The organism is Streptomyces sp. NBC_00306, assembly GCF_036169555.1.
In the GTDB taxonomy this organism is placed as follows: domain Bacteria; phylum Actinomycetota; class Actinomycetes; order Streptomycetales; family Streptomycetaceae; genus Streptomyces; species Streptomyces achmelvichensis.
This window is the reverse complement of sequence record NZ_CP108032.1, coordinates 3,645,068-3,661,560: the sequence shown is the minus strand read 5'-3', so window position 1 is coordinate 3,661,560 and position 16,493 is coordinate 3,645,068. Positions and strand designations below refer to the sequence as shown.

Sequence of the window (16,493 nt, the reverse complement as noted above, 5' to 3'; positions counted from 1 at the left end):
CGGGGGAGGAGACGAATCGTCCCGGGGAACTACGGGTTCGTCCGAGGGTGACCCCGGCTTGCTCCCGGGAACGGCGGATTCGTCCCCGTGCGCCCCCGGCGCCGGCGCGTCATCGGCGGCCACGGGCGAGGCCGTCGCGCTCTCCGCCGCCTTCGCCCGCTTGATCGCGACGTCCCGGCCCCGTACGTACCAGATACCGATCAGGCCGAGGCCCGCGCCGGCCAGGCAGGTCCACACCCACCACATCAGGTCGCGTTCGTCGAACCAGTTGTAGAAGGGGATCTGCACCAGGAAGAGGACGAACCACAGGATGGTGCCGCCGACGATGGTGCCGACGATCGGCCCCTCAAGGGGCTCAGGTGCCTCGTGCCGTGGGGTCCACTTCGCCATGCGGCCAGCTTAGTGCTGCTCCTGTACGCCCCTCCCGCCGGTCTCCTCAGCTGGTCACACGCTGTCTACGCGCGGAGATAGCGATCACGGCCTCATATGTTCATACTGAAACGGTTTGCCCCTGACCGGTTTTATTCGTATGAACCGCCAAGTTCAGCACCGCTGAGCCGCCGAGTTCAGTCACCGCAATGAGGACCGCATGACCAGCTCGGCCCCCGCCAAGGTCGACCCCCCGCAGACGCCGTCCGGCCCCCTGGACCGCTTCTTCAGCATCTCGCAGCGCGGTTCCACCGTGGCCCGCGAGGTCCGTGGCGGCTTCGCCACCTTCTTCGCGATGGCCTACATCATCGTGCTGAACCCGATCATCCTCGGCAGCGCGAAGGACATGTACGGGCACCAGCTCGACAGCGGCCAGCTGGTCACCGCGACGGTGCTGACCGCGGCCTTCTCCACGCTGCTGATGGGTGTCATCGGCAATGTCCCGATCGCCCTGGCCGCCGGTCTCGGTGTGAACACCGTCGTCGCGCTCCAGCTCGCCCCCCGGATGTCGTGGCCGGACGCGATGGGCATGGTCGTCCTCGCCGGCATCGTCGTGATGCTGCTGGTCGCCACCGGGCTGCGGGAGCGGGTGATGAACGCGGTGCCGCGCAGCCTCCGCAAGGGCATCGCGATCGGTATCGGCCTGTTCATCATGCTGATCGGGCTCGTCGACTCGGGCTTCGTCTCCCGTATCCCGGACGTCGCCAAGACCACCGTGCCGCTCCAGTTGGGCCTCGACGGCCACCTCAACGGCTGGCCGGTATTCGTCTTCGCCGTGGGCGCGCTGCTCACGCTCGCCCTGATCATCCGCAAGGTGCCGGGCGCGATCCTCATCTCCATCGTCGTGATGACGCTGGTCGCCATGGGCATCCACGCGGTGGCGGACGTCCCGAGCTGGGGTCTGACCACGCCCGAGTGGCCGGGCAGCCCGGTCGCGACCCCCGACTTCGGGCTGGTCGGCGAGGTGAGCCTGTTCGGCGGCTTCGAGAAAGTCGGCTATCTGACCGGCGTACTGTTCGTCTTCACCGTGCTGCTGTCCTGCTTCTTCGACGCCATGGGCACCATCCTCGGTGTCGGCGACGAGGCGAAGCTGATGGACGAGGACGGCAACTTCCCCGGGATCAACCGGGTCCTGCTGGTGGACGGTCTGGCGGTCGCCTCGGGCGGCGCGACCTCGTCGTCGGCGACGACCTGCTTCGTGGAGTCCACGGCGGGCGTCGGCGAGGGCGCCAGGACCGGGCTCGCCTCGGTGGTGACCGGCGCGCTGTTCTCGGTGGCGCTGTTCCTCACACCGCTCGCGACCATGGTCCCCTCGCAGGCGGCGACGCCCGCGCTGCTGGCGGTCGGCTTCCTGATCCTCGCCGGTTCGATCCGGGACATCGACTGGAGCGACTACACGCTCGCGGTCCCGGCGTTCCTGGCGATGGTGATGATGCCCTTCACCTACTCGATCACCAACGGCATCGGCATCGGCTTCATCGCTTTCAGCGTGCTGAGGCTGGCCGTCGGGCGGGGCCGTGAGGTGCCCGTCGCGATGTACGTCGTCTCCGCGGTGTTCGTCTTCTACTACGCGATGCCGGCACTCGGCCTCGCCTGATCCCCCCTGCGGACCGACGTGACGCCCACGGCTCACGTCAGCCCGTAGAACTTCTCCGTCTCGTCGACGGCCGCCTTGAAGCGTTCGTCGAAGTCGTCGCGAATGAGCGTCCGGACCACGTAGTCCTGGACGCTCATTCCGCGTATGGCGGCGTGGTGCCTGAGCCGGTCGAGCAGCTCACCGTCTATCCGCAGGCTGAGCACAGTCGATCCCATGCCAGCCAGGGTCGCCGCAGCGTCGTGGCCGGTGCGTCACTTTCCGGATACGTCTCACTCATATGGGTGACCCGGCCCTTTTTCGGGCGCCGCCGGACCGCCCCCGGGGTGCGCCTCCCGCACCGTCTTCGCGCCCCTCTCGAGCCCCCGCCCCCGGCTGGTATTTAGCATGGGTAATGAGTTACGCTAACGAACATGTCGGACCTGTCCTACGGCGACGATGCCGCCGCCGTGAACTCCCTGCGCTCGGCCGTCATGCGGCTGGGCCGGCGCCTGAAGCACCAGCGCGTCGACGAATCGCTGAGCCCCACCGAGATGTCGGTGCTCGGCACCCTGGCGCGCTGCGGCTCGGCCACCCCCGGTGAGCTGGCCCGCAAGGAGTACGTACAGCCGCCGTCCATGACCCGGATCGTGGCCCTCCTGGAAGCCAAGGGGCTCGTCCGTCTCGAACCGCACCCCGACGACCGCCGGCAGAAGGTCGTCAGCCAGACGGAGCAGGCCGAGGCCATGCTCGAGGAGAGCCGCCGCAAGCGGAACGCCTGGCTGGCCGCCCTCGCCGAGGGGCTCGACGATGAGGAATGGGCCAAGCTGCGCGCGGCCGCTCCCGTACTGGAGAAGCTCGCGCACCTGGCGTAAGCACCGACCGCCGAGGAGGCGACGCTGTTGAGTACGGGACCCGGAGCAGACTCCGCACCCGCACCCTCTCCTACGACCATGTTCAGCTCACTGAAGATCCGTAACTACCGGCTCTTCGCCATCGGCCAAGTGGTGTCCAACACGGGCACCTGGATGCAGCGCATCGCCCAGGACTGGCTGGTCCTGACGCTCACCGGATCCGCGTCCGCCGTCGGCATCACCATCGCGCTGCAGTTCCTGCCGATGCTGCTGTTCGGCCTGTACGGCGGGGTGCTCGCCGACCGGCTGCCCAAGCGCGGTCTGCTGCTGGCCACCCAGTCGGCCATGGGCGCGACGGGCGCCGCGCTCGCCGTCCTCACCCTCACCGGGCACGTCGAGGTCTGGCACGTCTACCTCACGGCCTTCCTGCTCGGCATGGTCACCGTCGTCGACAACCCGGCGCGTCAGTCCTTCGTCTCCGAGATGGTCGGCCCCGACCAGCTCGGCAACGCGGTCAGTCTCAACTCCGCCAACTTCCAGTCCGCGCGGCTCGTCGGCCCCGCCGTGGCCGGTGTCCTCATCACGGCCGTCGGCAGCGGCTACGCGTTCCTCTTCAACGGACTGTCCTTCCTCGCGCCCATCGCCGGCCTGCTGCTGATGCGCAACAGCGAGCTGCACAAGGTGGAGCGCGCGCCCCGGGGCAAGGGCCAGCTGCGCGAGGGCCTGCGGTACGTCTCGACGCACCCCGAGCTGATCTGGCCGATCGTCCTGGTCGGGTTCATCGGCACCTTCGGCTTCAACTTCCCGATCTGGCTGTCGGCGTTCGTCGACGACGTGTACCACTCGGGCGCCGGCACCTACGGCCTGCTGAACACGCTGATGGCGGCCGGATCGCTGGCGGGCGCCCTGCTCGCGGCGCGCCGCGGGACCTCACGGCTGCGGTTCCTGGTCGGAGCCGCGGTGATGTTCGGACTGCTGGAGACCGTCGCCGCGTTCGCACCGGGGTTCTGGATCTTCGCGCTGATGATGGTGCCGATCGGGATGACCGGCCTCACCGTCAACGTCACGGCCAACTCCAGCGTCCAGATGGCGACGGAACCGGCGATGCGCGGGCGCGTGATGAGCCTGTTCATGATGGTCTTCGTCGGCGGTACGCCCCTGGGCGCGCCCGTCTTCGGCTGGATCACCGACACCTACGGACCGCGGATCGGCTTCGCGGCGGGCGGTGTCATCTCGCTGCTGGCGGCGCTCGGCATCGGTGGGATGCTCGCCCGCGCCGGCGGGCTGCGCCTGAAGGTCGACCTGCGGCCGGGCCACAAGCACCTGGAGTTCGTGCCCCGGGAGAGGCTCGCGACCGCCGCGTGAGACGAGGGCCGGCCGAGGGGTGGGACCGGAGCCGGCCACGCTGTGGGACGGAGGTCCGGCGCCCCGTGGGACGGCGCAGGGAAGGGCTCCCGGCACCTGTGTGAACCGGGCCGGCTGGGCCAGACTCGGATCATGAGACTCTTTGCCGCCGTACTGCCGCCCGGCCAGGCCGTCGACGAACTCGGCCTCGCCGTGGACCGGTTGAGAACCCTGCCCGGCGCGGACCGCCTGCGCTGGACCGGCCGGGCGGGCTGGCACTTCACCCTCGCCTTCATGGGCGAGGTCGACGAGAAGATCCTGCCCGAGCTGCACGAACGGCTCGGCCGGGCCGCACGCCGTACCGACCCCTTCCCGCTGCGCATCCACGCCGGCGGGCACTTCGGCAAGCGTGCGCTGTGGGCCGGGGCCTCCGGCGGGCTGGCGGAGATGCGCCTGCTCGCCGAGCGCGCGGACGCGGCCGCCCGCAGGTCCGGGATCGGCATGGAGGAACACCGCCGCTACACGGCCCACCTCACCGTCGCCCGCAGCCGCGTGGACATGTCGCTGATCCCGTTCGTCGACGCGCTGGCCGACTTCGACAGCACCCCCTGGGAGGTGTCCGAACTCCATCTCGTCCGCAGCAACCTGCCGGTGAGCGGGGTGAAGGGGGAGGAACCGCGCTACGAGACGGTGGGCACCTGGCCGCTCGGCAAGGACGCGGGCGCTCTGCCGGAACCGGGCGCGGAGGCGGCCATGGAGCCGGGGCCGGCCACCGATCCGGGTCCGGGCGCCCCGACGGTCCCCGGTACGGAGCCGGCCCCCGGCACGGAACGGGGTGCGGAACCGGAGCCGGGTTCGGGGCCCCTCGAACAGCCGCGTTAACCTCGTTGCGTGAAGACCAAGACCAGAAACCAGATCATGGCCGGCGTCCTTGTGCTGATGTTCGGCATCATCGCCGTGGCGGCCGTGGCCGGCCGGTAGCGGCGTCCGGTATCCGTCCGCTGCCGGCCGGCCCACGGCCGTCCGTCGGTCACTGCCGGTGACCTACCAGGCGAAGGCCTCCGGAGAGGGCCCCGGCCCCGGGAAGATCTCGTCGAGACCGGCCAGCACCTCGTCGCTCAGTTCGAGCTCGACGGCGCGCAGCGCGGACTCCAGCTGGTCCGCCGTACGCGGACCGACGATCGGTCCCGTGACGCCCGGACGGGAGAGCAGCCAGGCCAGCGCGGCCTCGCCCGGCTCCAGACCGTGCTTGTCGAGCAGGTCCTCGTACGCCTGGATCTGCGCGCGGGAGTCGGCGTCGGCCAGAGTGTCGGCGGCACGGCCGGTCGCGCGGCGTCCGCCCTGGGCCTCCTTCTTGAGCACCCCACCGAGCAGTCCGCCGTGCAGCGGCGACCAGGGGATGACGCCCAGGCCGTACTCCTGCGCGGCCGGGATCACCTCCATCTCGGCGCGGCGTTCGGCGAGGTTGTAGAGGCACTGCTCGCTGACCAGCCCGTACGAACCCCGGCGCGCGGCGGCCTCGTTGGCCTGGGCGATCTTCCAGCCCGGGAAGTTGGACGACCCCACGTACAGGATCTTGCCCTGCTGGACGAGTGTGTCGATGGCCTGCCAGATCTCCTCGACCGGGGTGCTGCGGTCGATGTGGTGGAACTGGTAGAGGTCGATGTAGTCCGTCTTCAGCCGCTTGAGGCTGGCGTCGACGGCGCGCCGGATGTTGAGCGCGGAGAGCTTGTCGTGGTTGGGCCAGGCCTCGCCGTCGGCGCCCATGTTCCCGTAGACCTTGGTGGCGAGGACCACCTTGTCGCGGCGGTCGCCGCCCTTGGCGAACCAGCTGCCGACGATCTCCTCTGTGCGGCCCTTGTTCTCGCCCCAGCCGTAGACGTTGGCCGTGTCGAAGAAGTTGATGCCCGCGCCGAGTGCGGCGTCCATGATCGTGTGGCTGTCGGCCTCGTCGGTGAGAGGCCCGAAGTTCATCGTCCCGAGGACGAGTCGGCTGACTTTGAGTCCCGTGCGTCCGAGCTGCGTGTACTCCATGGGCCCCAAGCCAACTCCTTGGAGCGCGCTCGAAGCAAGGGCCGGCCTCGCGGCACGCTCAAGCCCCGCTGAACCAGCCCGCCGCGTCGAGGCGGAAGGCGTCGGCGGGGACGACGGAGCGCAGTGCCTGCTCGATGTCGCCGACCCGGTCCGCACCGAGCTTCCGTGCCCAGTCGGCGCGCAGTTCGTCGAAGATCGCGGCCGAGCGGGACAGTGCGTCCAGGCCGTGCGGGGTGAGCCGGACGAGTTTGCGGCGGGCGTCGGCCGGGTCGTCGGCGCGGACCGCGTAGCCCAGCGCCACGAGCCGGTCGACGGTCTTGCCGGCGGCCTGCTTGGAGACGCCGAGGCGGCGGCCGACCTCGCTCGCGGTCGCGCCGTCGATACCGATCGCCTGCATCGCGAAGCCGTGTGCGGGGCGGACGTCGGGGTGGCCCTGGCGGGCCAGCTCGACGTGGAGCCGGTCGATGAGGGAGCGGAATCCGGCGAAGAGGAGCAGGGGGAGCTCGTAGCCCCTGCCGGGAACCCCCTTGCCGTTATCGACAACCTGGTTTACCTTTTTATCGTCAACCATGTTGTCCATCTTAGAGGGGTCACCGTGCTCACCGATCACGCCGTCGCCGATCGCGCCTTTCCCGACCACAGCCCGGAGTCCGCACCGCCCGCGTCCCGTCGTTCGATGGAGGCGGTCCGGCGCAATCTGGGGCATCTGCCGCCCGCGGTCGCCAGACTCGCCGCCTCGCCGCACACGCTGGACGGATTCCTTCAGCTCAGCGCCCTCTTCGAGCGCACGACGCTGGACCCGGTGGCGCGCGAGGTCGTCATCATGACGGTCGCGGCGCGCAACGAGTGCCATGTCTGCGTCGTGATGCACACCGGCAAACTCCGGGCGCTGGGGGCGGATGAGGAAACCGTGGCGGCGCTGGTCGCGCAGCGCCCGCTCGACGACGAACGCCTCGAAGCCGTACGGAGGTTCACGCTCGACGTGATCGCCGCGTCCGGCGCGGCCGGGGACGAGTCGCTGGCGGCGTTTTTCGGCCAGGGCTTCACTCCGCAGAACGCGCTGGAGGTGGTCATGGGGATCGGGACCTACACGCTCTCCGCCTTCGCCAACCGTCTGACGCGCGCCCCGCTGGAGCCGACAGCCTGATTTGGCCGTTACATGTCAACATTCGGTGGCTCTCCTTGTTTTCCCGGGAGGCCCGTGCAGCAATGGGAGCGTCGCTGACGACCCATCAGCCGCACCGTGCTCGCAGGTGATCCAGCTTCCCGGGCTCCCCAACGCCCCAGGATTGCGTGCGCACGCCCGATGGCAGCCGCCGGCGCCGGCCCGTGACCCCACACACGAAGGCGGGACCTCCCATGAAGCACGGCACGTTTGGCATCGGCACATTCCTCGGCGTCGGCCTGCTGGCCGCCGGCACGCTCGCGATGGCGCCCGCGGCCCAGGCGGTGACGCCGGAGAAGGCGACGCTGTCCTTCGACTGCGGCTCGTTCGGCTCGGGCACGGCGAACCTCACGGCCACGCAGGACGGCACAGCCGCGACCATCAGCCTGGCCACGGACGCCATCACCTCACCCCTGCCCATCTCGGCGAACTCGGTGAAGTCCACGCTCACGCTGGCGAAGAACGGCACGGACACCACGACGTTCACCGGCAACGCCAACCCCGCGATCCCGGCGGGCGGCGCCGTCTCCACCGGACCGCTGGACGGCACCGTGGCGGTGGGCGACAGCCTGGAAGCCACGTCCCTGACCGTGGTGGTGTTCGGGATCACCGCCACCTGCACGGCGACCTCCCCGCAGAACCCCGGGCCGTTCGTCTTCTGACGGCCTCGGCCGGGGCGGTACGCGGCAGGATCAGGCCGCGGCCTCGTAACGGGCGCCCAGCCCCCACGCCTGGTGCATCGCCTGCGCGTACGCCGCCGCGAGCTTGTGCTCGCCCGACGCGCTCGGGTGGGTGCCGTCGTAGGTGTCCGTGTCGAGGTCGTACCGCTCGGGACGGGACGCCAGGAGGATCGGGGACGCCGCGGTGTCCAGGTCGGCGACCGCTTTGGCGAGCAGTTCGTTGAAGCGGTCGCACTCCGCCGCGAACGGCGCGTCCGCACGGGCGCGCACGTTCGGTATGACGGGGAGCAGCACCATCCGGACGTGCGGGTTGGCCGCACGGGACTCGGCGATGAACCGGCGGACGTTCAGGGCGGTTTGGCCGCTGTCCGTGTAGAAGCCGAGGTCTATCAGGCCGAGCGAGACCAGCAGGACGTCCGGGCGCTGGTCGGTCACCGTCTCGCGGATCACCGGCGCCATGTGGAGCCAGCCCTCGCCCCAGCCCGCGAGATGGCGCCGGGCGTCCGCGGGGAACGGCGCCGCGTAGGCGTACGAGCGCGGGGCGTCCACCTCGGTGTCGTACAGCCAGGTCCGCGGGCCGACGATCTCGTACGGGCTGCCGAAGGATGCGCCGAGGTGCTGCCACATCCGGTAGCGCCAGGTGTAGTCGCCGGCGCGTCCGATGGTCATGGAGTCGCCGACGAACATGAAACGCATGGGGCACATCATGGCGGACGGGACGGCTGGGCCGCGATGTGAGACCGGCCACGGGGGTGGTGCCTGTGCCTGTGCCTGTGCCTGTGCGGGCGCGGGTGCGGGCGCGGTCGCCGGGAGGCGGTTCCGGGGGCGCGGGCCGGAACCCGGGCGGGATGGCAGGCTTGGGGCATGCGTTCGCTTCCGTACGTCACCGCCGCTGCCGCCGCGTTCGTCCTGCTCGCCGCCGTGCCGGCCGCTTCCGCAACGTCGGAGGACCCCGGCTTCACGATCACGGACCCGCGGGTCACGGAGTCCAGCGGCCTCGCCGCCAGCCGGGCGCACTCGGGGGTGTACTGGACGCACAACGACCAGGACGAGCCGCGGGTGTTCGCCGTCGACTCCCGGACCGGGAAGACGGTCGCGACGATCACCCTGCGCGGGGTGGGCACTCCGCGGGACATGGAGGCGATCTCGGTCGGCCCGGACGGCAAGGTCTACGTCGGCGACATCGGGGACAACCTCAACGGCAGCTGGGACCACGTGTGGATCTACACGTTCCCCGAGCCGAAGGCGCTCAAGGACATGACCGTGAACGCCACGCAGTACACGGTCACGTACGCCGACGGAGCCCGCAACGCCGAGGCGATGATGGTCCATCCGAAGACCGGGCGGGTCTACATCGCGTCGAAGAACGAGGACGGCGGCGGTCTGTACGAGGGCCCGGCCGAACTCACCCGGTCCGGTACGAACACCTTCCGCCGGGTCGGGGAGGTGCCGTGGGTGACCGACGGCGCGTTCTCGCCGGACGGGAAGGAGCTGGTGCTGCGTTCGTACTTCAGCGCCCGCGGCTACGAGTGGACGAACGGCCGCCTCGGCGCGGACCACCGGGTGAAGGCGCCGATCCAGGGCCAGGCGGAGTCGGTCACGTACACGACGGACGGCAAGGCGCTGATGTTCGGGACGGAGGGGGAGCAGAGCGAGGTGGAGCGGGTGCCGCTCGGCAAGGACGAGGCGTCGGGCGGGACGTCGCCGTCGGGGAAGGACGGTGCGGCGGGCGGCGGCGGGGGCGAGGGTGCCGACGACGACCAGAACAGTTTCACCTACGCGGTGATCGGTCTGGCGGCGGCGACGGCGCTGGTGCTGGGCCTGAAGCGGATGCTGCGGCGCGGCTGAGTGTGCGGGCAGGTTCAGCCGGTTGGCGGGGCGCTGCCCCGGACCCCGCGCCTCAATCGCCGGCGGGGCTGAATTGTGCGGCCTGTTGTCCCGGCAGGCGTGCCCGGCAGTGATGGTGCGGGCGGTTCGCGGGGCGCTGCCCCGGGCCCCGCGCCTCAATCGCCGGCGGGGCTTGATGTGTGGCCTGCTGTCCCGGCGGGGCTTGGTGTGCGGGGCAGGTTCAGCCCGTCCGGCGTTTGAGGACACGGCCGTAGGGCGTGCCCGGTAGTGATGGTGCGGCCGGTTCGCGGGGCGCTGCCCCGGACCCCGCGCCTCAATCGCCGGCGGGGCTTGATGTGCGGCCCGTTGTCCCGGCGGGGCTGGATGCGCGGCCCGTAGTCCCGGCGGGGCTGGATGCGCGGCCTGTTGTCCCGGCAGGGCTCGATGCGCGGTCGCGGACCAGGGCCTCCAGGCCGGCCACCAGCCTCCCCAGCCCGAACTCGAAATGGTCGAAGTCCCTGCTGAACGTGTCCTCCGCCAGCGCCGCCATCCGCGGGTACTCCCCGCTCAGCATCGCCCGTTCCAGGAACGGCCGTTGGCCCTCCCAGAAGTCCTCGTCGCTCCGGCCCGTCGCCTTCGCCGCCTCGATCGTCTCGATCTCCATCCGGGCGATGCCCATCACGAAGCTCTGCGTCGCGATGATCACGGAGATCAGTTCGGGGTCCGTGAGGCCCATGTCCTGAAGGCCCGTCAGCGCGTACTCCAGTCCCCGTAGCGCGCTCGGGCCGAGGACCGTTCTGGCCTGGTTGACCTTGAGGAGCCAGGGGTGCTCCCGGTAGAGCGTGAGGTAGCCGCGCGCCAGGGCGTCGATCGCGGCGCGCCAGTCCGCCTCGGGCTCCTTCGTGGCCGGGGGCTGGCCGCCGACCCGGTCCAGCATCAGGTCGAGCAGCTCGGCCTTGCCGGGGACGTACCGGTAGAGCGTCATCGTGCCGGCGCCCAGTTCCGTGGACAGGCGCCGCATCGAGACGGCCGCCAGCCCCTCCGCGTCGGCGATCTCGACGGCCGCCGTCACGATCCGGTCGAGGGTCAGGCCGGGCTTCGGGCCCCGGCTCGGACGCTCGCCCGTGCCCCACAGGAGCTCCAGGGTGCGGGAGATGTCTCCGCTGCCGCTCGTTTCGGTCGTCATGGCTTCAGCCTAATGCGCTGGACAAGAACTGGGTACGCTGTACTCTCTTGTGAGTACACCGTACCCAGTTGTCTGTCATCCGTCCTGCCGGGAGGGCTCGTGAACGAACACGCCGTACTCGCCGAAGCGATCGAGAAGAGATACGGGGACAAGCGCGCACTCGACGGCTTCGACCTGGCCGTGCGCCGGGGCACCGTGCACGGTCTGCTCGGGCCGAACGGCGCCGGCAAGACCACCGCCGTGCGCGTCCTCAGTACGCTGCTGCGGTTCGACCGCGGACGGGCGCGGGTCGCCGGCGTCGACGTCACACGTGACCCCCGCCGGGTCCGCGGCAGGATCGGGCTCGCCGGTCAGTACGCCGCCGTCGACGAGATCCTCACCGGCCGCCAGAACCTGGAGATGTTCGGGCGGCTCTTCCATCTGGGCGGCAGGCGGGCCGCGCTGCGCGCCGGTGAACTGCTGGAGCAGTTCGACCTGGTGGAGGCGGCGGACAAGGGCGTCGGACAGTACAGCGGAGGCATGCGCAGACGCCTCGACCTCGCCGCCTCGATGATCCTCGCGCCCGAGGTGCTGTTCCTGGACGAGCCGACGACGGGCCTCGACCCGCGCGGGCGCGGCGAAGTGTGGAAGGCCGTAAGAGAGTTGGTGGCGGGCGGGACGACCGTGCTGCTGACGACGCAGTACCTCGACGAGGCCGACAAGCTGGCCTCGCACATCACCGTCATCGACCAGGGCAGGGCCATCGCCGACGACACCCCCGACGGGCTGAAGAACCGCGTGGGCGGCGACCGTATCGAGGTCGTGGTCGGTGATCCCGCGGACCTGCCGGCGGCCGCTGCCGTGGTCGCGCGCGTCGCGCAGGGCCGGCCGGAGACCAGCGAGCAGGAGCGCCGGGTGCACGCGACGGTGACCGACCGGGTGGCGGCGCTGACCGAGGTGGCGCGCACCCTCCAGGACGCGGGCGTCGCGGTCGAGGACATCGGCCTGCGCCGGCCCAGCCTGGACGACGTGTTCCTGCGCCTGACCGGCCACCGTACCGAGACACCCGACGCGACCGAGAAGACCGACTCGACCGAGAAGACCGACTCGACCGGGACGACCGAGAAGACCGAGGTGAGCGCGGCATGAGCGACGTCATGGACCGCAGCGGACCGGCGCCCACCGGTGTCGCCGCCGTCGATCTGCGGGTCGAGACCGAGGGGGAGCGCCGGCTGTACTGGGCGGTGCTGGACTGCTGGAACGTCGTACGCCGCGGGCTGACCCACTACCGGCGCCAACCCTCTTACATCGCCTGGCAGCTGGGCTTCCCCATCGTCTCCGTGCTGCTGTACGGCTATGTCTTCGGCGGCGCGATGAAGCCGCCGGGCGGGGGCGACTACCGCGACTTCCTGATGCCGGGCATGTTCGTGATGACCATGGCCTTCGGCTTCATGAACACGGCCATCTCGGTCGTCACCGACTCCTCGAAGGGGGTCATCGACCGTTTCCGTTCGATGCCGATGGCACCGTCCGCGGTCGTCGCCGGCCGCGGGGTCAACGATCTGATCGTGGCCTGCGCCGAGCTGACGATCCTCGCGGCCACGGCCCTGGTGATGGGCTGGCGCTCGGACGGCGGACTCCTGGGCACGGCGGCCGCGTTCGCGCTGCTCGTCCTGCTGCGGTTCAGTCTGATCTGGGTCGGGATCTGGCTGGGCCTGCTGGTGCCGAGCCCGGAGGCGGCGGGCGGTCTCTACGCGGTGGTGTTCCCGCTCACGATGATCTCCAGCGTCTTCGTCCCGCCGTCGTCGATGCCCGACTGGCTGGGCACGGTCGCGGCATGGAACCCGATCTCGTCGACGGCCGCGGCGACCCGGGAGCTGTTCGGCAACCCGGTGGCGGGGGACGGGAGCTGGATCCAGGAGCACGGGGTGCTGATGGCGGTGGTGTGGCCGCTGGCCGTGACGGCGGTGTTCCTGCCGCTGGCGGTCCGCCGCTTCCAGCGTCTGAGCCGCTGACGTCGCGCGCCGGGACCTGAGCGCGGGTCGCTCGCAGGTGGGGCCGGAACGGGGGGATGGCCCCACCCGCGTGGCGCGCGCGTCTACCGGCGCAGCAGCTCGCAGACGAAGTCCTCCTGGACGTCCCGCAGTTGCTCCAGCAGCTCCGGCTTGTTCAGCCGGTTCACCTGGGTCGTGATCGAGAACGTCAGCGACCTCCTGCCGTCGGCCGTCGCCGCGATCAGCTGCGTGTAGCCGGGGAAGTTGCCGGTGTGGCCGTACACCACCCCGCACCGTGTCGCGTAGCGGAAGATCGCGAGACCGGCCTTGTTCGCGCCCGGCCCCGCCGGCTCCGACGCGCCCGCGACCCAGCGCCGCTGTTCGCGCAGCGTCCGCGCCGAGATCAGCCGGCCGCCCGCGTAGCCGCGGACGAACGCCGTCATGTCCCGCGGTGTCGAGACGATGCCGCCGGACGCCCAGATGCCGGACGCGCTGAGCACCTCGGAGACGTCCTCCGGCGGGTCCGGCGGGGTGACGTCGTAGCCGTGCAGGTACGGCTCGGGCAGCTCGTAGCCCTGCGGAAGGCTGGTGTCGCGCAGACCGAGCGGGCGGTACACAAGACGGGCGAGCAGGTCCTCGTAGCGCCGGCCCGTGACCGCCTCCGCCATCAGGGCCACGGCGATGTTGTCGGAGTTGGAGTACCGGTACCGCGAGCCCGGCCGGAACCGGAGCGGCTCGCCGGCGACGAAGTCGAGCAGCCGGCGGGAGTCGAAGCGCCGCCGCGGGTCCGCGGCCAGGAGCTCCAGGAACTCACGGTCCTCGGAGTAGTCCGGGAGGCCGCTCGTGTGGTTGAGCAACTGCCGCAGCGTGACCCGGTGCCAGGCGCGCGGCAGCCGGGGCAGCACCCTGCCGATGGTGGAGTCCAGGCGCAGCTTCCCGCGGTCGACGAGGCGGAGGGAGACCGCTCCGCTGAACGCCTTGGCCGTACTGGCGATCCGCATGTGGTCGCTCACCCGGACCGGCCGGTCCGTGCCGATCTCGGCGACACCGGCGCGGTGGACCTCCGAGCGGCCGTCGCGCCGGAGGACGGCGATGATGCCGGGCGGCCCGCCCGGGGCGGCGATCAGTTGCCGCAACTGCCGTTGCAGCGCGCGGTCGTGGTCGGAGCCGGCGGGGTCGGCGGCGCGGGCGGGCGCGGACATCAGCCCGGCGAGAGCGGCGGCGGTCAGCAGGGCGGCGGCGGACAGACGAAGCGGCGAGCGTCGGGGCAGCGGCACGGTGGTTCTCCCGGTGGGCGAGCACGATGGGCACGCTCAGCATCGGGCGGCCGCCCCGCCCCTGCCCGCGCCGCTGCTCCATCCGGCCGAGCCCGCGCCCATCGGGACGACGAGGGGCCCGGCCGCCTCGGCCGCCGGGCCCCTCATTCGTACGACGTGGGTGTCAGAGGTTCTCGATCACGTAGTCGACGCACGCGGTGAGCGCCTCGACGTCCGCCGGGTCGATCGCCGGGAACATCGCCACGCGCAGCTGGTTGCGGCCCAGCTTGCGGTACGGCTCGGTGTCGACGATGCCGTTGGCGCGCAGCACCTTGGCGACCGCGGACGCGTCGATGTCGTCGGAGAAGTCGATGGTGCCGATGACCTGCGAGCGCTTGGCCGGGTCGACGACGAACGGGGTGGCGTACTTCGACGCCTCCGCCCAGCCGTACAGGGTCCGCGAGGAGGTCGCCGTGCGGCGCACCGACCAGTCGAGACCGCCCTGGCCGTTGATCCACTTCAGCTGCTCGTTCAGCAGGAAGAGGGTCGCCAGCGCGGGGGTGTTGTACGTCTGGTTCTTCAGGGAGTTGTCGATCGCCGTCGGGAGGCTGAAGAACTCCGGGACGTGCCGGCCGGAGCCGTGGATGCGCGCGGCGCGCTCCAGGGCGGCGGGGGAGAAGACACCGATCCACAGGCCGCCGTCGGAGGCGAAGGACTTCTGCGGGGCGAAGTAGTAGACGTCGGTCTCGGCGATGTCGACGGGCAGGCCGCCGGCGCCCGAGGTGGCGTCCACCAGGACCAGCGCGCCCTCGTCGGCGCCGTTCACGCGCTTGAGGGGGGCGGCGACACCGGTCGAGGTCTCGTTGTGCGTGAAGCCGTACACGTCGACGCCCGCCTCGGCCTCGGGCTCGGGGTGCGTGCCCGGCTCGGAGGTGATGACGGTGGGCTCGGCCAGCCAGGGTGCGAGCTTGGCGGCCTTGGCGAACTTGGAGGAGAACTCGCCGAACGACAGGTGCTGGGACTTGTTGTCGATCAGGCCGTGCGTCGCGACGTCCCAGAAGGCGGTGGAGCCGCCGTTGCCGAGGATGACCTCGTAGCCCTCGGGGAGCTGGAACAGGTCACGTACGCCGTCGCGCACCGCGCCGACCAGGTTCTTCACCGGGGCCTGGCGGTGGGACGTGCCCATCAGGGACGTGCCGGTGGCGGACAGGGCGTCGAGCGCCTCCGTCCGCACCTTGGAGGGGCCCGCGCCGAAACGGCCGTCGGCGGGCTTGATGTCAGCGGGAATCCGGATCTCAGCCACGTTCCGGAGCGTAGTCGGTCACGGGGCGTCGCGCGGACGCGGTCCGGCGGATGAGACAGCTGCCCATATGACGGTCGTACCGGTGGCCGGCGTCACCGGCGGGCTCAGCCCTTGTGGCGGACCGCCAGGGCGTGCAGATGCTCGACCAGCGCGATCAGGACGAATTTGCTGGACGAGTGGTCGCGGGCGTCGAACTCCACCATCGGCACGTCGGGGCCGAGCGCGAGCGCCTCGCGGATGTGCTCGTCGCTGTGCAGCGGTCCGCCGAAGTCGTTCACCGCGACGATGTACGGCATGCCGTGGTGTTCGAGGCGGTCCAGGGCGTACCAGGCCTCGTCGAGGCAACGGGTGTCGACGAGGACGACCGCACCCATCGTGCCGGCCAGCAGCCGTTCCCACAGGAACCAGAAGCGCTTCTGGCCGGGGGCGCCGAAGAGGTAGAGGACGCTGCGGTCGGCGACGGTGATCCGGCCGAAGTCGAACGCGACGGTGGTGGCGTTCTTGCCGCTGACCCTGCTGGTGTCCTCCAGGCTGCGGCCGGCGCGGCTCATCACCTCCTCCGTGTGCAGCGGGCGTATCTCGCTGACGGAGCGGACCATCGTGGTCTTGCCGACGCCGAAGCCGCCGACGACGACGATCTTCAGTGTGTTCTCGGTCGTCCCGACAGGCGTGGGGTGTGGCCCGGCCGGGGGACCGCCCGCGTACCGCGGGTCATCGCTTCTGAGCGGTGCCGGTCATCGAGTGTTGCCTTCCGAGGGGTGGCGGGGGCAGAACTGGAGCCGCGTGTTCCCGATCAAGTGCTCGTCACTATAGGAGAGTTGGCGATCACTTTGGGCTCTTCCCCCCCGGCTTTGCCAAGGCCTGGCAGA

General features: G+C 70.8%; 16 protein-coding genes and 2 pseudogenes. 9 read left to right on the top strand and 9 right to left on the bottom strand.

Going from position 1 to position 16,493, the window contains the following annotated elements; all coding sequences use genetic code 11:
- Nucleotides 1-144 precede the first annotated feature (144 nt).
- Nucleotides 145-390, bottom strand: a pseudogene (locus OHA05_RS38245) (DUF2530 domain-containing protein); the annotation flags it as partial.
- A 199-nt stretch (nt 391-589) separates the two neighbouring features.
- On the opposite strand from OHA05_RS38245, the gene OHA05_RS16165 reads away from it, so the two are divergent.
- Nucleotides 590-2,026 carry an NCS2 family permease gene (locus tag OHA05_RS16165; RefSeq protein WP_313945659.1) on the top strand — a complete coding sequence of 479 codons (1,437 nt, stop codon included), beginning with the start codon at nt 590-592 and terminating at the stop codon, nt 2,024-2,026.
- Nucleotides 2,027-2,058: 32 nt separating this feature from the next.
- Here OHA05_RS16165 and OHA05_RS16160 read toward each other — a convergent pair whose 3' ends face one another.
- Nucleotides 2,059-2,241: a ribbon-helix-helix protein, CopG family gene (locus OHA05_RS16160; protein ID WP_313945660.1), complete on the bottom strand. Its 183-nt coding sequence runs from the start codon at nt 2,239-2,241 to the stop codon at nt 2,059-2,061.
- Nucleotides 2,242-2,436: 195 nt separating this feature from the next.
- Between OHA05_RS16160 and OHA05_RS16155 the strand changes: the two genes are divergently transcribed.
- The 3 genes and pseudogenes from OHA05_RS16155 to thpR form a co-directional block, all read left to right on the top strand.
- The gene (locus tag OHA05_RS16155) at nt 2,437-2,877 is read left to right on the top strand and encodes a MarR family winged helix-turn-helix transcriptional regulator (RefSeq protein WP_327682984.1); all 441 of its coding nucleotides are present in this window, start codon (nt 2,437-2,439) and stop codon (nt 2,875-2,877) included.
- Between the two features lie 27 nt (nt 2,878-2,904).
- Nucleotides 2,905-4,221 (top strand): MFS transporter, encoded by a 1,317-nt coding sequence (locus OHA05_RS16150; RefSeq protein ID WP_328860998.1) that lies wholly within the window; start codon nt 2,905-2,907, stop codon nt 4,219-4,221.
- 132 nt (nt 4,222-4,353) lie between these two features.
- Nucleotides 4,354-4,911: pseudogene (thpR, locus tag OHA05_RS16145) on the top strand (RNA 2',3'-cyclic phosphodiesterase); the annotation flags it as partial.
- A gap of 333 nt (nt 4,912-5,244) precedes the next feature.
- Here thpR and OHA05_RS16140 read toward each other — a convergent pair.
- Together OHA05_RS16140 and OHA05_RS16135 are read right to left on the bottom strand one after the other, a co-directional pair.
- A complete protein-coding gene (locus OHA05_RS16140) occupies nt 5,245-6,234 on the bottom strand; it encodes an aldo/keto reductase (RefSeq protein ID WP_313945663.1) in 990 nt (329 codons plus the stop codon).
- A 58-nt stretch (nt 6,235-6,292) separates the two neighbouring features.
- A complete protein-coding gene (locus OHA05_RS16135) occupies nt 6,293-6,805 on the bottom strand; it encodes a MarR family winged helix-turn-helix transcriptional regulator (protein ID WP_313945664.1) in 513 nt (170 codons plus the stop codon).
- Between the two features lie 105 nt (nt 6,806-6,910).
- On the opposite strand from OHA05_RS16135, the gene OHA05_RS16130 reads away from it, so the two are divergent.
- Nucleotides 6,911-7,381, top strand: a complete 471-nt coding sequence (locus OHA05_RS16130) for a carboxymuconolactone decarboxylase family protein (protein ID WP_328863410.1) — start codon at nt 6,911-6,913, stop codon at nt 7,379-7,381.
- A gap of 212 nt (nt 7,382-7,593) precedes the next feature.
- The gene (locus tag OHA05_RS16125; protein WP_313945665.1) at nt 7,594-8,061 is read left to right on the top strand and encodes a hypothetical protein; all 468 of its coding nucleotides are present in this window, start codon (nt 7,594-7,596) and stop codon (nt 8,059-8,061) included.
- 30 nt (nt 8,062-8,091) lie between these two features.
- Here the strand turns inward: OHA05_RS16125 and OHA05_RS16120 are convergent, their stop codons facing one another.
- Nucleotides 8,092-8,775 (bottom strand): GDSL-type esterase/lipase family protein, encoded by a 684-nt coding sequence (locus OHA05_RS16120; RefSeq protein ID WP_313945666.1) that lies wholly within the window; start codon nt 8,773-8,775, stop codon nt 8,092-8,094.
- Nucleotides 8,776-8,943: 168 nt separating this feature from the next.
- On the opposite strand from OHA05_RS16120, the gene OHA05_RS16115 reads away from it, so the two are divergent.
- Nucleotides 8,944-9,927, top strand: a complete 984-nt coding sequence (locus OHA05_RS16115) for a WD40 repeat domain-containing protein (RefSeq protein WP_328860997.1) — start codon at nt 8,944-8,946, stop codon at nt 9,925-9,927.
- A gap of 313 nt (nt 9,928-10,240) precedes the next feature.
- Here OHA05_RS16115 and OHA05_RS16110 read toward each other — a convergent pair whose 3' ends face one another.
- Nucleotides 10,241-11,092: a TetR/AcrR family transcriptional regulator gene (locus OHA05_RS16110; RefSeq protein ID WP_328860996.1), complete on the bottom strand. Its 852-nt coding sequence runs from the start codon at nt 11,090-11,092 to the stop codon at nt 10,241-10,243.
- Between the two features lie 99 nt (nt 11,093-11,191).
- Here OHA05_RS16110 and OHA05_RS16105 point away from each other — a divergent pair, with 99 nt between their 5' ends.
- Nucleotides 11,192-12,220 (top strand): ATP-binding cassette domain-containing protein, encoded by a 1,029-nt coding sequence (locus tag OHA05_RS16105; protein ID WP_328860995.1) that lies wholly within the window; start codon nt 11,192-11,194, stop codon nt 12,218-12,220.
- Nucleotides 12,217-13,086, top strand: coding sequence for an ABC transporter permease (locus tag OHA05_RS16100; protein ID WP_443043705.1), 870 nt, complete (start codon nt 12,217-12,219; stop codon nt 13,084-13,086). The genes OHA05_RS16105 and OHA05_RS16100 overlap by 4 nt, the downstream gene beginning before the upstream one ends.
- 83 nt (nt 13,087-13,169) lie before the next feature.
- On the opposite strand, the gene OHA05_RS16095 is transcribed toward OHA05_RS16100, so the two are convergent.
- The 3 genes from OHA05_RS16095 to OHA05_RS16085 all read right to left on the bottom strand — a co-directional run bounded on the left by OHA05_RS16095 (nt 13,170) and on the right by OHA05_RS16085 (nt 16,223).
- On the bottom strand, nt 13,170-14,342 hold the full coding sequence (locus OHA05_RS16095) for a serine hydrolase domain-containing protein (protein WP_443043704.1): 1,173 nt from the start codon (nt 14,340-14,342) through the stop codon (nt 13,170-13,172).
- Between the two features lie 163 nt (nt 14,343-14,505).
- Nucleotides 14,506-15,624, bottom strand: a complete 1,119-nt coding sequence (gene serC, locus OHA05_RS16090) for a phosphoserine transaminase (RefSeq protein ID WP_328860994.1) — start codon at nt 15,622-15,624, stop codon at nt 14,506-14,508.
- 104 nt (nt 15,625-15,728) lie between these two features.
- On the bottom strand, nt 15,729-16,223 hold the full coding sequence (locus OHA05_RS16085) for a GTP-binding protein (protein WP_443043703.1): 495 nt from the start codon (nt 16,221-16,223) through the stop codon (nt 15,729-15,731).
- Between the last annotated feature and the right edge of the window lie 270 nt (nt 16,224-16,493).

Coding starts and splice junctions, on each gene's coding strand:
- OHA05_RS16155 (WP_327682984.1), top strand. CDS start 2,437: ATGTCGGACCTGTCCTACGGCGACGATGCCGCCGCCGTGAACTCCCTG.
- OHA05_RS16100 (WP_443043705.1), top strand. CDS start 12,217: ATGAGCGACGTCATGGACCGCAGCGGACCGGCGCCCACCGGTGTCGCC.
- OHA05_RS16115 (WP_328860997.1), top strand. CDS start 8,944: ATGCGTTCGCTTCCGTACGTCACCGCCGCTGCCGCCGCGTTCGTCCTG.
- OHA05_RS16120 (WP_313945666.1), bottom strand. CDS start 8,775: ATGCGTTTCATGTTCGTCGGCGACTCCATGACCATCGGACGCGCCGGC.
- OHA05_RS16135 (WP_313945664.1), bottom strand. CDS start 6,805: ATGGTTGACGATAAAAAGGTAAACCAGGTTGTCGATAACGGCAAGGGG.
- OHA05_RS16140 (WP_313945663.1), bottom strand. CDS start 6,234: ATGGAGTACACGCAGCTCGGACGCACGGGACTCAAAGTCAGCCGACTC.
- OHA05_RS16085 (WP_443043703.1), bottom strand. CDS start 16,223: ATGGTCCGCTCCGTCAGCGAGATACGCCCGCTGCACACGGAGGAGGTG.
- OHA05_RS16160 (WP_313945660.1), bottom strand. CDS start 2,241: ATGGGATCGACTGTGCTCAGCCTGCGGATAGACGGTGAGCTGCTCGAC.
- OHA05_RS16130 (WP_328863410.1), top strand. CDS start 6,911: ATGGAGGCGGTCCGGCGCAATCTGGGGCATCTGCCGCCCGCGGTCGCC.
- OHA05_RS16165 (WP_313945659.1), top strand. CDS start 590: ATGACCAGCTCGGCCCCCGCCAAGGTCGACCCCCCGCAGACGCCGTCC.
- OHA05_RS16125 (WP_313945665.1), top strand. CDS start 7,594: ATGAAGCACGGCACGTTTGGCATCGGCACATTCCTCGGCGTCGGCCTG.
- OHA05_RS16110 (WP_328860996.1), bottom strand. CDS start 11,092: ATGACGACCGAAACGAGCGGCAGCGGAGACATCTCCCGCACCCTGGAG.